The sequence below is a fragment of the Comamonas sp. MYb21 genome (assembly GCF_037479395.1).
Classification (GTDB): Bacteria; Pseudomonadota; Gammaproteobacteria; order Burkholderiales; family Burkholderiaceae_C; genus Comamonas.
Window position 1 is genome coordinate 263163 of record NZ_JBBGZC010000001.1, and the last position, 13377, is coordinate 276539.

Consider the following 13377-nt stretch of genomic DNA (forward strand, 5'->3'; position numbering starts at 1 on the left):
GCCCACCCGGCGTCACTTTTTTCGGTCCATCTCAGCGGCGCAGCGCCAGGTAGTTGGCGGTGCGCTTTTCCAGAAAGGCCGCAATGCCCTCTGCCGACTCGGGCGTGCCCTGTGCCTGCACCATCAACTCGGCCTCCATGTCCAGCTGCGCTTCCAGGCTGTTGTCATAGGCAGCGCGGCACAGCGACTTGATGCTGGCCATCGCCTGCAAGGGGCCATCGGCCAGTTGCGCGGCCAGCGCGATGGCCTGGGCCAGCGCATCGCCCGGCTCGGCCAGGCGGTTGACCAGGCCCAGCTGCTGCATGCGCTCGCCGCTGACCCGGTCGCCACTCAGGCACAGCTCGGTCAGCAGCTGGCGCGACAGGTGCTCGGCTAAAAAGGCCGTGGCGCCACCATCGGGCGACAGCCCCACCTTCACATAGGCGACCGAGAACGCCGCATTGCGCGCAGCCACCAACATATCGCAGGCCAGCGCCAGCGACAGGCCCGCGCCTGCGGCAGCACCCTCGACTGCGGCCACCACCGGCTTGGGGCAGTTGCGCAGCGCACGCACCAGGTCATGCAGGCCTTCGAGCAGCTCGCGGCGCTTTTCTGCGGGCTGGTCCCGGCGCGTCGCAATGCGGCGCAGATCGCCACCGGAGCAGAAATGCCCACCGGCACCGGTGAGCACAATCGCGCCCACGGCCGGGTCGGTCGCTGCGTCCTGGAGCGCTGCGGTCAGGCCCAGGTAGAAGTCGGGCGACAGCGCATTGCGCGCCGCCTCGTTGTTGTTGGTCAGCACCAGCACGCCGCCTTCGCGGCGCGCCAGCAGCGCGGGGGTGGCGGTGCTGGCGGTCGTCATCAGGCGGCCTTGGCTGCAGCGCGTTCCTGGGCCTGCAGCGCCATGTAGCGCGCCAGGTGGTGGTCCATGTCGCCCAGCTGGTGGTCGATCATGATGATGCGCTTGGCGTAGTGCGCCAGCGGCAGCTCCCAGGTCACGCCAATGCCGCCATGCATCTGGATCGCCTCTTCGGCCATCAGGGTGCCAATCTGGCCCACGCTGTACTTGGCCGCCGACAGCGCTTTTTCACGCTCGAGGTAGTCGGGGTTGTCGATGGCCGCTGCCGCGTTGATGACGGCCGAGCGCGCCTGCTCGGCTTCGAGCAGCAGATCGGCCATGCGGTGCTGCAGCGCCTGAAAGCTGCCGATCGGCACGCCAAACTGCTTGCGCGTGCGCAGGTATTCCAGGGTGTGGTTCTTGGCCACATCCATCGCGCCCAGCGATTCGGCCGCCAGCGCCAGCAGGCCAAAGCCGCAGATGCGTTCGAGCAGCGCATGGCCTTCGCCCAGCTTGCCCAGCAAGGCATCGGCGCCGACCTTGACATTGGCCAGCACCAGCTCGGCGGCATGGCCACCATCGATGCGGCCATAGCCCCGGCTGCTGATACCAGCGGCATCGCCCGGCACCAGGAACAGCGAGATGCCGGCCTCATCGCCCACGGCGCCTGCCGTGCGGGCGGAGACCAGCAGCAGCTGCGCCTGGTCGCCAAACAGCACCACGGCCTTGCTGCCGTTCAGCACCCAGCCATCGCCCTCGGTTTGGGCGGTGGTGGCCACGCGGTTCAGCTCATAGTGGTTCGCGGGCTCGTCATGCGCCAGCGCGGCAATCGTCTCGCCGCCAATGATGCCTTCGAGCTGCGCCTTTTGCGCCTCGCTGCCGGCCTCGGTCAGCGCGCGGCCTACCAGCAGGGCGCCCAGCAGTGGCTCTGCGACCAGGTGCGTGCCCAGTGCCTCGAACACCACGCTGATATCGACGCCATCGCCACCAAAGCCGCCATCGGCCTCCTTGAACAGCGCGCCAATCGCCCCCAGTTCAGCCAGCTTGGCGTAGGTATCGGCGCTAAAGCCCAGGGCGCCATAGGCGGCCTTGTTGCGGTACTCGGTGCTGTACTGCTCGCTCAGGTAGCGGCCCAGCGCATCGGCCAGCATGCGGCGGTCTTCATCCAGTTGAAAGTTCATAAAAAATCTCCTTATCTAACCATGGCGCTTGCTGAGATCGCAGCGCCTGGAACCTGCAGGGCACAGCTGTGAGACGCCAGCAAGGGCCGCCCCGCAGCATAGGCGTCGTCCCCCTTCCAGGGGGAAGGCGCGCAGCGCCTCAGGGGGTGGCTTATTTCATAGGCCGAGGATCATCTTGGAGATGATGTTGCGCTGAATCTCGTTCGAGCCGCCGAAGATCGACAGCTTGCGGTAGTTGAAATAGGCCGCAGCGGCGGTGGCCGCCTCCTTGGGGCCCACGGGCGCGTCGGCGTATTCGGCAAACTGCGCCTCTTCGATAAAGGGCAGCGCGTACGGTCCCATCGCACGGCGGATCAGCGACAGCAGCTCCTGGCGCACAACAGTGCCCTTGATCTTGAGCATCGAGCTCTCGGCGCCGGGCACACCGCCACCCGCGACCGAGGCGATCACGCGCAGGTTGGTGGTGGCCATGTTCAAAAGCTCGATCTCGACCTTGGCCATGCGGGTGGCAAACTGCGGGTCTTCAATCAGCGGCTTGCCATTGCGCTGCACGCGCTGGGCAATCACCTTGAGCTTTTCCAGCCCGGCCATCGAGAAGCCCACGCCGGCAATGCCGGTGCGCTCATAGGTCAGCAGGTACTTGGCATAGGTCCAGCCCTTGTTCTCCTCGCCCACCAGGTTGTCCAGCGGCACCTTCACATCGGTCAGAAAGACTTCGTTGACTTCCTTGTCGCCATCCAAGGTGCGGATGGGGCGCACTTCGACGCCAGGCTGATTCATGTCGATCAGCACAAAGCTGATGCCTTGCTGCGACTTCACCTCTTTGTTGGTGCGCACCAGGCAGAACATCATGTTGGCGTGCTGGCCCTGGGTGGTCCAGGTCTTCTGGCCGTTGACGATGTAGTGGTCGCCATGGCGCACAGCCGTGGTCTTGAGCGAGGCCAGGTCGGAGCCGGCGCCGGGCTCGGAGTAACCCTGGCACCACCAGTCATCGCCATTGAGGATGCGCGGCAGCCAGTGGCTCTTCTGCGCCTCGTTGCCGTACTTGATCAGCACCGGCCCGAGCATGGACAAGCCAAAGGGCACCAGGCGCGGGCCACCGGCCAGTGCGCATTCGTCGTCAAAAATGAACTTCTGCACCGGCGACCAGCCCGTGCCACCAAACTCCTGCGGCCAGTGGTAGGCCAGCCAGCCCTTTTTGTTCAGGATGGCATGCCAGTTTTCCTGGTCAAAGCACGTCAGGCGCTGGCCGGCCTTGACCTTGGCGGCCAGGTCCTGGGGCAGGTTGTCTTTCAGAAACGCACGTACTTCGGCGCGGAACGCTTCTTCTTCGGGACTGAATTGCAAGTCCATGGCTATCTCCTCATTAACGTGGGCAGGCAAGGCCTGCACATCTCAAACTCTGCGCTGCGCGATCTGGGTGATGCCCAGCCAGGAGGCCGCCCCGCAGCGGCGGCGTCGTCCCCGGGGGCAAGGCGCGAAGCGCCTCAGGGGGGGTCAGAAAATCTCAAAGAGGCCAGCGGCACCCATGCCACCGCCCACACACATGGTCACCACGCCCCACTTCAGTTTCTCGCCCCGGGCCTTGCGGCGCTGGCCCTCGAGCAGGATGTGGCCGGTCAAGCGCGCACCGGTCATGCCAAAGGGGTGGCCGATGGAGATCGCGCCGCCGTTGACGTTGAGGCGTTCCATCGGGATGCCCAGCTTGCGCTGGCAGTAGAGCGCCTGCGAGGCAAAGGCTTCGTTCAGTTCCCAGAGGTCGATATCCTGCACCGTCAGGCCGTGGCGCGCCAGCAGCTTGGGCACGGCAAACACCGGGCCAATGCCCATCTCATCGGGCTCGCAGCCGGCAATGGCCAGGCCACGGAAGGCGCCCAGCGGCGCCAGGCCCAGCTTGGCCGCTTCCTTGGCTTCCATCAGCACGCAGGCGGCCGAACCATCGGACAGCTGCGAAGCATTGCCAGCCGTGACAAAGTTGCCCGCGCCCTTGACGGGCTCCAACTTGGCCAGACCTTCGAGCGTGGTCGAGGGGCGGTTGCAGTTGTCCATGGTCGCGGTGACGTCCTTGTAGCTGACTTCACCGGTTTCCTTGTTCTTCTCGGCCATGCGCGTGGCGCAGGGCACGATCTCGTTGTCGAAAGTGCCATTGGCCTGCGCCGCTGCGGTGCGCTGCTGGCTTTGCAGCGAGAACGCATCCTGGTCTTCGCGGCTGATGCCGTAGCGCTTGGCGACCACATCGGCGGTGTCGATCATCGCCATGAACAGGTCGGGCTTGTGCTCCACCAGCCAGGGATCAGCATCCGAGGGGTTGGTGTTGCTCGAGCGGATCAGCGAGATGCTCTCGACACCACCGGCCACCATCGCCGGTGCACCATCGACAATGATGCGGCCGGCCGCAAAGGCAATCGCCTGCAGGCCCGAGGCGCAGAAGCGGTTGACCACGGTGCCGCCCACGCTGACGGGCAGGCCGGCACGGACGGCCGCCTGGCGGCCGATATTGCGGCCGGTCGTCCCTTCGGGGTAGCCGCAGCCCAGCACCACGTCTTCGATCAGCGCCGGGTCGATGCCGGCGCGCTGCACCGCTGCGCTGATGGAAAAGGCCGCCAGCTGCGCACCGGGCGTGACATTGAACTCCCCACGGTGGGATTTGGCCAGCGGCGTACGCGCTGTCGAAACGATGACGGCTTCACGCATGCATGTCTCCTTGGGTCTGAGCGACCGTTGATTGTGATTTTTACGGCCGCCAGCGCTTGTCACCCAAGCGCTAACAGCTATTTTTTATGTAGCAACCCGGGGTTTGGCTGTGCGAAAGCCCCGGGCTGCACTGCCGGCCCCGAGGGGCCGGATGTGCGCGATGGCGCTCAAGCCGCCTTGTTCAGGCTCTCGAAGTTTTCGCCCTTCTCCACCAGCTCCACCAAGAGGGGCGATGGCGTCCAGAACAGCGCGTCTTCCTTGGCGAACTCGCGGATATCGGCCAGGATCTTGTCCAGGCCCACCATGTCGGCCCACTTCATCGGGCCACCCCGGAAGCGCGGAAAGCCATAGCCGTAGAGGAAGGTCACATCCACATCCAGCGGACGCAGCGCAATGCCTTCGCGCACCACATTGGCGCCTTCGTTGACCATCGCGGCCATGTAGCGGCGCATGATCTCGGCATTGCTGAAGCTGCGCGGCATCACGCCAGCACGCTGGCGCTCGGCATCCACAATCGCCAGCACTTCGGGGTCTTGCTCGCCCACACGTGCACCCTGCGGGTACAGGTAGTAGCCGCGCTGGGTCTTCTGGCCAAACCAGCCCTTTTCGGCAATGCGGTCGGCAATCTGCACATAGCGGGCCTGGGGGTCACGCGTGGCGGCCTTGCGCTTGCGCGTGGCCCAGCCAATGTCGCCACCGGCCAGGTCGGCGACCTGGAAGGGGCCCATGGGGTAGCCGAACTCGCGCACCGCCTCGTCGATCTGGTAGGGCGAGGCACCGTCTTCAAGCAGGTAGTTGGCCGCCTCGCGGTACACGGCCAGAATGCGGTTGCCGATAAAGCCATCGCAGACGCCGGCGCGCACGGGCACCTTCTTCATGCGGCGGGCCAGCTCGAACGCGGTGGCCACCACATCGGCGCTCACCTTGGCGGGCACCACGATCTCCAGCAGCTTCATGATGTTGGCGGGGCTGAAGAAGTGCAGACCGATGACATCCTGCGGGCGCGAGATGCTCGCTGCAATCGCATCGATATCCAGGTAGGACGTGTTGGTGGCAATCACGGCACCGGGCTTGCAGACCTTGTCCAGCTCGGCAAACACGGCCTTCTTGACGCCCATCTCTTCAAACACCGCCTCGATCACCAGGTCGACCTGGGCGAGCGCGGCGTAGTCGGTGCTGCCGCTGTAGCGCGCCATGATGGCGGCCTTTTTCTCGGCCGTCATGCGGCCCTTGGCGATCAGGCCGTCGTAGACCTTCTCCACATTGGCGCGGCCCCGGGCGATGGATTCCGCATCGCGCTCGACCATCACCACCGGCAGGCCGGCATCGAGCGCCGCCACGGTGATGCCGGCGCCCATGGTGCCACCACCCACCACGCCGATGCTGTTCAGCGCGCGCGGTGCGGCGGCCTTGGCTTCGGGGATCTTGGCGGTTTCACGCTCGGCAAAGAAGGCATGGATCAAGCCGGCGCGCTGCGGGCTCTCCAGGCACTGCACAAACAGCTTGCGCTCGTTTTGCATGCCCTGCTCAAACGGCAGGTCCAGCGCGCCTTGCACGCATTCGATGATCTTGCCCGGCGAGAACAGGCCCCGGCTTTTCTTGGCCGACTCGGCCTTGGCGGTGTCGAGCTCAGCCTGCGACGCAGCCTTGTCGGCCAGCGCGGTGGCTTCGCGGGTGCGGCGCACCGGGGCGTTTTGCGCCAGCAGTGCGTTGGCGTAAGCCAGGCCGGCCGTGCGGGCATCGCTGCCTGCGGGCTCGACCTGGTCGACCAGGCCCATGGCCAGCGCTTCTTCGGCACTGGCGTGGCGGCCCGAGAGCATCAGATCCAGCGCAGCCTTGACGCCGATCAGGCGCGGGGTGCGCTGCGTGCCACCGGCGCCGGGCAGCAGGCCCAGCTGCACCTCGGGCAGGCCCAGCTTGGCGCCAGAGACGGCCAGGCGGTAGTGGCAGGACAGCGCCACTTCCAGGCCGCCGCCCAGTGCCGGGCCATGGATGGCGGCCACGACGAGCTTGTCGCTGTTTTCCAGCTGCACCAGCACATCGGGCAGGCTGGGCGGCATCGCGGGCTTGCCGAACTCACGGATATCGGCACCGGCAATAAAGGCCTTGCCACTGCCCACCAGCAAGATGGCCTGGACCTGCGCATCGCTGCGCGCCTGGGCCACGGCATCGGCCAGGCCTTGGCGCACGGCCTGGCTCAAGGCGTTGACGGGGGGGTTCTGGATGGTGACGACCAATACCTGCCCTTCGCGGGCAAGGCTCACCACCGCAGCGTTCTCTGCGCTCATGCATGTCTCCTGGTTGTTCATTCGAAAACGGGTTGCGAACCATTGTCAGTGCAACTAGGCTTATTTGACAATCACATAGAGGATTGACAGACTGTCAAAAGAATTTGGACAATCGCATCCCATGGACCACAACGCCCTCACCTTGTTGGTGGAAATCATCGACTCCGGCAACCTCAGCCGCGCTGCTGCCAAACTCAAGATGAGCCGCGCCAATGTCAGCTACCACCTGGGCCAGCTGGAGAAATCGGTGGGCGTGCAGCTGGTGCGCCGCACCACGCGCCGGGTCGAGCCCACCGAGGTGGGCCTGCGCCTGTATGAGCATGGCCGCAGCATCCGCAATGAGTTGGCCGCCGCCAGCGAAACCATCCGCAGCCTGGGCAAGGGCCTGCAAGGCCGGGTCGGGCTGGCGGTTCCCAGCGGCTATGGCCAGCTGGTGATGAGCGACTGGCTGATCGCCTTCAAGCGCCTCTACCCCGACATCGTGCTCGATGTGATCTTTGAGAACCGGGTCGACAACCTGGTGCGCGACGAAGTGGACATTGCGGTGCGGGTGCTGCCCACGCCGCCGGACAACCTGGTGGCTCGCCACATGGGCGAGATGAACTATGTGGCCTGCGCCAGCATCGACTATGCCGGCCAGAACATGCTGCCCCAGCAGCCCGAGGACCTGCGCCATGTGCCGCTGATCACCAGCGGCGTGGTGGGCAAGCAGCTGCTGGTGCGCGCCTACCAGGGCGAGCTGCGCAAGGAGATCCGGCTCGAGCCCAGCCTTATCTCCGAGCATTTTCCGTTTCTGCGCCAGGGCATCATGGCCGGCCTGGGCGTGGGCATCGTGCCCGACTATGTGATCCGCGCCGAGGTCGAGCGCGGCGAGGTCGTCACCACCTTGCGCGACTGGCGGCTGAGCATTTTTGGCAACCACATGTACCTGCTCTGGATGCCCAACCGCCACCAGACCAAGGCCGTCCGCACGATGATCAGCTTTTTGCTGGAGCAGTCGCAGCAGGCCGGCAACCTGCCTGCGCTGGGCTGAGCGGCGCAGCACCCCCTTCATTCGCATACCAACGCCGAGTCGCCCGCAGCACGCCTGCGAGCGCGACTTGCGCCCTGCAATCAGGTTCCCGTCAGGTAAGCGCCCTTAAGGTGGCGGCGCCTGCGTGCGTGCCCATCCTGGCCAAGATGCGCGCCGGCATGGAACCACACAGGATTGAACCGAATGAAAATGACAAGAGACATCCATGACATCGTCGGCGGCCTGCTGATGTCAGCAGCAGGCCTGTTCTTTGCGCTCTACGGGCGCGAATACAACTTTGGCAGTGCCGATCGCATGGGGCCGGGCTACTTCCCGGTCGTGCTGGGCTGGCTGCTGTTTGGCCTGGGCCTGCTGCTGGCGATACCCGCCTGGTGGCGCCAGGGCAGCCCCATCGTGCTGCAGTGGGGCAACCTGTTCTGGTCGGTGGCCAGCCTGCTGGCCTTTGCGCTGTTGCTCTACCCGCTGGGCGTGGCGCTGGCCGCGCTGGTGGCCAGCCTGGTCGCGCTGCTTGCGACCAAGATGAGCCTGCGCACGCGCCTGCTGGTGAGCCTGGCCGTCGCAGCCCTGACCACCGTGATTTTTCCCATTGGCCTGCGCATGACGCTGCCTATCTGGCCCTGAGCCCGGCACTGACAAAGGATCTCTATGGATTTGCTTGGAAACCTCTGGATGGGCCTCAATGTGGTGGCCGATCCCTCGACGCTCTGGTACTGCTTCCTGGGTGTCTTTTTGGGCACCGTCGTTGGCGTGCTGCCCGGCATCGGTGCGCTGGCCGCCATCTCGCTGCTGCTGCCCTTTACCTACCATATGTCGCCCACGGCGGCGATCATCATGCTGGCCGGGGTCTACTACGGCGCGCAGTATGGCGGCTCCACCGCCTCCATCTTGCTGAACCTGCCCGGTTCACCGTCCTCGGCGGTGACCTGCCTGGACGGCTACCCGATGGCGCGCAAGGGCAAGGCCGGGGTGGCGCTCTTTGTCACGACGATTGCCTCGCTGGTCGGCGCGATGTCGGGCCTGATCCTGCTGGTGCTGTTCTCGCCGGCGATCTCCAAGATCGGCCTGCAGTTCGGCCCCACCGAGTTCTTCTCGATGATGCTGCTGGGCCTGGTGGCCGCCTCGTCGATGAGCGCGGGCTCAGCCACCAAGGGCCTGTGCATGGTGGTCTTCGGCCTGCTGCTGGGCATGATCGGCACCGATGTGAACTCGGGCGTCGCGCGCTACTCCTTCGACATCCCCGAGCTGATGGATGGCGTCAACCTGGTGGCACTGGCGATGGGCCTGTTTGGCGTGGCCGAGGTGATCCGCTGCATCAACCTGGCCGATGCCAACCAGAAGCCTGACAAGGTCACCCTGCGCTCGATGGTGCCTGAGCGCGAAGAGTTCCGCGACACCATCAAGCCGATGCTGCGTGGCTCGGCGCTGGGCTCGTTCCTGGGCGCCCTGCCGGGCGTGGGCCCGTCGATTGCGTCCTTCATGTCGTATGCGATTGAAAAGCGCGTGGCCAAGGACCCGAGCCGCTTTGGCCATGGCGCCATCGAAGGCATCACCGCGCCCGAGTCGGCCAACAATGCCGCTGCGCAAACCGCCTTTGTGCCTTCGCTGTCCATCGGTATTCCGGGCGACGCGGTGATGGCCGTGATGCTGGGCGCGCTGATCATCCACGGCATCCAGCCCGGCCCGATGCTGATGACCGAGCAGCCCGAGCTGTTCTGGGGGCTGATCGTCAGCTTTGCGATCGGCAATATCTTCCTGGTGATCCTGAACCTGCCCACCATCGGGCTGTGGGTCGCGCTGCTGCGCATTCCCTTTGCCTGGATGTACCCGGCGATCCTGGTGTTTGTCGCGCTGGGCGTCTACAGCGTCAACAACAACCTGTTCGACATCTACATGGTGGCCGTGCTGGGCATCATCGGCTATGTGCTGATGGTGCTGCGCTTTGAGGCCGCACCGCTGCTGCTGGGCTATATCCTGGGGCCGATGCTCGAAGAAAACCTGCGCCGCGCGATGCTGCTCTCGCGTGGCGATGCCTCGGTGTTCTTCAACCGCCCGATCAGCGCCTCCTTGCTGGCATTGACGGCGGCGATCCTGCTGTGGGCCATCTGGTCGGGCGTGCGCAAATCGCGCAAGGAAGCCCGGGCCTTTGCCCAGGCGCAAGACAGTGCTGTACCCGCTGCGGCATCGTCCTGACCGTTTGCACTCCAGTGTGCGCCTGTTCCAGCCTTCCGGCCGGAACAGGCTTTTTTCTGGCTGCGCCACTTTGCTTTTGCTAGTCTTGGGCCATGCGAATTCTTGTGATTGAAGACGACGCGGTGCTGCGCGATGTGGTGGTCAGCAGCCTGCGCGATGCGGGCCACCATGTGGACCAGGCGGCCGACCTGGGCGCGGCCGAGCACTGGTGGCGGGTGCAGCGCTTTGATGCCATCTTGCTCGACCTGAACCTGCCTTGCAGCGCCGTGCGCGGCAGTGCGATGGGCAGCGGCCTGGCCCTGCTGCAGCAGGCGCGGCGCCGTGGCGACAACACGCCTGTGCTGGTGCTCACCGCCCGCAACCAGACCCCGGACCGCATCGCCGGCCTGGACAGTGGCGCCGACGACTACCTGGGCAAGCCCTTTGAACTGGCCGAGGTCGAGGCCCGGCTGCGCGCGCTGGTGCGCCGCGCGATTGGCACCCAGGATGTATCGACCGTGGGCCAGCTCAGCCTGGAGCGCAACAACCGGCGCTTTCGCGTGGGTGCGCAGCCGCTGGACCTGCCGGCGCGCGAGTTCGAAGTGCTCTGGGAGCTGATGAGCCCGCCCGGCCGCGCAGTGAGCAAGCGCAGCCTGTCGGACAAGCTTTCGGGCTATGACGATGCGCTGGGCGACAACGCGCTCGAAGCCTTTATCTCGCGGTTGCGCAAAAAGCTGCAGCACAGCGGCGCAGCCATCCGCACGCTGCGCGGCATTGGCTACCTGATCGAGGCCGACAGCGGCGATGCCGCATGAGCACCACCGCCACCACCACATCCACCACGGCCCGCTCCAGCCCGCTGCCATCGCTGCGCATGCGCGTGCTGCGCCATGTGCGCTGGCCGCTGGTCTGGACCTGGCTGCTGGGCACCGTGTTCATGATGGCGCTGGCCAACCATTTCACCCAAAGTGCCTTTGACCGCGCGCTGCTCGATGACGCCTATGCAATAGCCTCGCACCTGCGCGCCGATGACGAGGGCGAGGTGGCCCTGCAGCTGACCGACAGCGAGCTCAAGGCCGCCCTCTTCGACCAGGCCGAGTATGTGTACTACGCCGTCTACCGCGCCGACGGCAGCCAGCTGGCCGGCGAGCCGCTGCCGCTCTTGCCCTGGGACGAGAGCGAGCCAGTGAGCTACCGCGAGACCCTCTACAACGGTCAGCTGGTGCGGGCCGTGGCGCTGCGCAGCGCCGTGGGCGAGCAGCAGCTGAGCATCGTGATGATGCACACCACGCGGGTGCGCGACAGCCTGATCCAGCACCTCTTCCTCTATGCCGCGATCCCGCAGCTGACCCTGCTGGTCCTGCTGCTCTGGTGGCTGCACCACCGCATTGGCCAGGACATGGCGCCGCTCGCTGCGCTGGAACGGTCGCTGTCGCGGCGCGATGCCCAGGACCTGGCGCCCATCCCCCCCAGCGCGCCGGCGACCACGCGCGAGATCGAGCAGCTGCGCCAGACCACCAATGCGCTGCTCGCCCGTATTGCCGACAACGTCGAGACCCAGCGCGAGTTTGCCGGCAATGTGGCCCATGAGGTACGCACGCCGCTGGCCGGCATCAAGGCGCTGGCCGACTATGGCCTGGGCCATGCCGACCCTGCCGTGCAGCAGCAGCAACTGCAGCGCATCTCCGACAGCGTGGCACGTGCCAGCCACCTGGTGGACCAGCTGCTGCTATTGGCGCTGAGCGATGAGGCCAGCGCCGTGCAGCTGGCGCCAGTCGCCGCTGCCGAGCAGGTGCAGCAGGCGGTGCTGCGCCACTGGGATGCCGCCAGCCGCGCTCGGATCGACCTGGGTGCCGAGGGCCTGGACACGGCCTGGGCCGAGCAGCTGCGCATCGCCGCCGATGCCAACCTGCTCGCGGCCATGCTCGACAACCTGATCCTCAATGCGCTGCGCTACGGCGGCCAGTCGGTCACCGTGGCCTTGCAGGCCGCCGACGATGGCTGCAGCGCCGAGCTGGCCGTCATCGACGATGGCCCGGGCATGAGCGAGGAACAATGCCATGCCGCCATGCAGCGCTGGCAGCAAGGGCCCAGCGGCCAGTCGCTCGGCCAGGGTGCAGGCCTCGGCCTAGCGATTGTGGCCAAGCTGGCCCATCTGCAGCAGGCGCGGTTCCGGCTGTTGCCGCGCTCAGAGGGCGCAGGACTGCATGCCAGCCTGGTCTTCAGTGCAGTACAAAATCGCGCACCTGGGGAGCCTTAGCCAGCGGGGCCTCGCCCAGCATCTCCAGCACCGAGGACTCAATGCCATAGACCATCGCATCGAGCGCCAGGTCATTGGCCTCCATGCCAAAGGGGTGCTCCAGCTCGGCGCCCAGCGCCTCCAGCGCAAAGAAGGTGTAGGCGACAAAGCAGACGATCACCGGCGTCATCGTGCCGATGGAGTCCAGCAGGCCAAAGGGCAGCAAAAAGCAGTAGATGTAGATGCTGCGGTGCAGGATCACCGAATAGGTGAACGGAATCGGCGTGCTGGCAATGCGCTCGCAGCCGCCCAGCGCACTGCCCAGGCGCGCGAGCGCCTGCTCGAAAACGGGCACCACGGCCGGCGCAATGCGGCCCTGCAGGCATTGCTCACCCACCCAGCGCTGCACCAGCAGCATGGCCATGGCGGCAGGAAAGCGCGCCTCGCTGATCTGCTGCACCTCGCCTGGCGGCAGGAAGAGCGCCAGATCGGCACGCGCATCGCTGCCGCGCAGCTGGTGCTTGAGCGCATAGGCAAAGGCGCACAGGCGCAGCACCAGCACCCGCGTCTGTGCGCGGTCCTGGGTCAGGCTCAGCGCCTGGGCGGCCAGGTGCCGGCTCTCGACCAGCAACACCCCCCAGAGCGTGCGCGCCTCCCAAAAGCGCGCATACGAGGTGCTGTTTCTGAAGCCCAGAAAGATCGCCAGGGTCAGGCCGATCAGCGAGAACGGCACAAAGTTCAGCGGCACCTTCCAGCTCAGGATGGAGCCGTGCAGCAGCGTGGCCACCACCGCGAGGATGGTGATGAGGATCAGCTGCGGCGTGATCGCCGGCAGGATGGAGCCGCGCCACACAAACAGCATGCGCAGCCAATGCAAGGGAGGACGGACGATCATGGCCGGTATTGTCCTGCTCGGGGCTTATCCGAGGGGAAAGGCTGGCCTCAGCGCCGGGCAG

At 66.0% G+C, this 13377-nt stretch carries 11 protein-coding genes; 5 read left to right on the forward strand and 6 right to left on the reverse strand.

Annotated elements, in window-relative coordinates:
- Nucleotides 1–31: 31 nt before the first annotated feature.
- The 5 genes from WH367_RS01220 to WH367_RS01240 all read right to left on the reverse strand — a co-directional run bounded on the left by WH367_RS01220 (nt 32) and on the right by WH367_RS01240 (nt 6980).
- Entirely contained in the window at nt 32–841 is an 810-nt protein-coding gene (locus tag WH367_RS01220; protein WP_339533814.1) for an oxepin-CoA hydrolase, alternative type, read from the reverse strand.
- Nucleotides 841–1998: an acyl-CoA dehydrogenase family protein gene (locus tag WH367_RS01225; protein WP_339518320.1), complete on the reverse strand. Its 1158-nt coding sequence runs from the start codon at nt 1996–1998 to the stop codon at nt 841–843. The genes WH367_RS01220 and WH367_RS01225 overlap by 1 nt, the downstream gene beginning before the upstream one ends.
- 156 nt (nt 1999–2154) lie before the next feature.
- The gene (locus tag WH367_RS01230) at nt 2155–3351 is read right to left on the reverse strand and encodes an acyl-CoA dehydrogenase family protein (protein WP_339533816.1); all 1197 of its coding nucleotides are present in this window, start codon (nt 3349–3351) and stop codon (nt 2155–2157) included.
- A gap of 144 nt (nt 3352–3495) precedes the next feature.
- Entirely contained in the window at nt 3496–4692 is a 1197-nt protein-coding gene (locus WH367_RS01235; protein ID WP_021026881.1) for an acetyl-CoA C-acyltransferase, read from the reverse strand.
- Between the two features lie 167 nt (nt 4693–4859).
- Nucleotides 4860–6980 (reverse strand): 3-hydroxyacyl-CoA dehydrogenase NAD-binding domain-containing protein, encoded by a 2121-nt coding sequence (locus WH367_RS01240; protein WP_339533819.1) that lies wholly within the window; start codon nt 6978–6980, stop codon nt 4860–4862.
- A gap of 121 nt (nt 6981–7101) precedes the next feature.
- On the opposite strand from WH367_RS01240, the gene WH367_RS01245 reads away from it, so the two are divergent.
- The 5 genes from WH367_RS01245 to WH367_RS01265 all read left to right on the forward strand — a co-directional run bounded on the left by WH367_RS01245 (nt 7102) and on the right by WH367_RS01265 (nt 12442).
- A complete protein-coding gene (locus WH367_RS01245) occupies nt 7102–8013 on the forward strand; it encodes a LysR family transcriptional regulator (RefSeq protein WP_339533821.1) in 912 nt (303 codons plus the stop codon).
- Between the two features lie 183 nt (nt 8014–8196).
- Entirely contained in the window at nt 8197–8634 is a 438-nt protein-coding gene (locus WH367_RS01250) for a tripartite tricarboxylate transporter TctB family protein (RefSeq protein ID WP_043339957.1), read from the forward strand.
- A gap of 24 nt (nt 8635–8658) precedes the next feature.
- Entirely contained in the window at nt 8659–10203 is a 1545-nt protein-coding gene (locus tag WH367_RS01255; RefSeq protein ID WP_339533823.1) for a tripartite tricarboxylate transporter permease, read from the forward strand.
- Nucleotides 10204–10295: 92 nt separating this feature from the next.
- Entirely contained in the window at nt 10296–10997 is a 702-nt protein-coding gene (locus tag WH367_RS01260) for a response regulator transcription factor (protein WP_339518325.1), read from the forward strand.
- The gene (locus WH367_RS01265; RefSeq protein WP_339533824.1) at nt 10994–12442 is read left to right on the forward strand and encodes a sensor histidine kinase; all 1449 of its coding nucleotides are present in this window, start codon (nt 10994–10996) and stop codon (nt 12440–12442) included. The genes WH367_RS01260 and WH367_RS01265 overlap by 4 nt, the downstream gene beginning before the upstream one ends.
- Here WH367_RS01265 and WH367_RS01270 read toward each other — a convergent pair.
- Nucleotides 12405–13316: a bestrophin family protein gene (locus tag WH367_RS01270; protein ID WP_339518327.1), complete on the reverse strand. Its 912-nt coding sequence runs from the start codon at nt 13314–13316 to the stop codon at nt 12405–12407. The genes WH367_RS01265 and WH367_RS01270 overlap by 38 nt on opposite strands.
- Nucleotides 13317–13377 lie beyond the last annotated feature (61 nt).

Coding starts and splice junctions, on each gene's coding strand:
- WH367_RS01225 (WP_339518320.1), bottom strand. CDS start 1,998: ATGAACTTTCAACTGGATGAAGACCGCCGCATGCTGGCCGATGCGCTG.
- WH367_RS01230 (WP_339533816.1), bottom strand. CDS start 3,351: ATGGACTTGCAATTCAGTCCCGAAGAAGAAGCGTTCCGCGCCGAAGTA.
- WH367_RS01270 (WP_339518327.1), bottom strand. CDS start 13,316: ATGATCGTCCGTCCTCCCTTGCATTGGCTGCGCATGCTGTTTGTGTGG.
- WH367_RS01260 (WP_339518325.1), top strand. CDS start 10,296: ATGCGAATTCTTGTGATTGAAGACGACGCGGTGCTGCGCGATGTGGTG.
- WH367_RS01220 (WP_339533814.1), bottom strand. CDS start 841: ATGACGACCGCCAGCACCGCCACCCCCGCGCTGCTGGCGCGCCGCGAA.
- WH367_RS01265 (WP_339533824.1), top strand. CDS start 10,994: ATGAGCACCACCGCCACCACCACATCCACCACGGCCCGCTCCAGCCCG.
- WH367_RS01245 (WP_339533821.1), top strand. CDS start 7,102: ATGGACCACAACGCCCTCACCTTGTTGGTGGAAATCATCGACTCCGGC.
- WH367_RS01255 (WP_339533823.1), top strand. CDS start 8,659: ATGGATTTGCTTGGAAACCTCTGGATGGGCCTCAATGTGGTGGCCGAT.
- WH367_RS01250 (WP_043339957.1), top strand. CDS start 8,197: ATGAAAATGACAAGAGACATCCATGACATCGTCGGCGGCCTGCTGATG.
- WH367_RS01240 (WP_339533819.1), bottom strand. CDS start 6,980: ATGAGCGCAGAGAACGCTGCGGTGGTGAGCCTTGCCCGCGAAGGGCAG.
- WH367_RS01235 (WP_021026881.1), bottom strand. CDS start 4,692: ATGCGTGAAGCCGTCATCGTTTCGACAGCGCGTACGCCGCTGGCCAAA.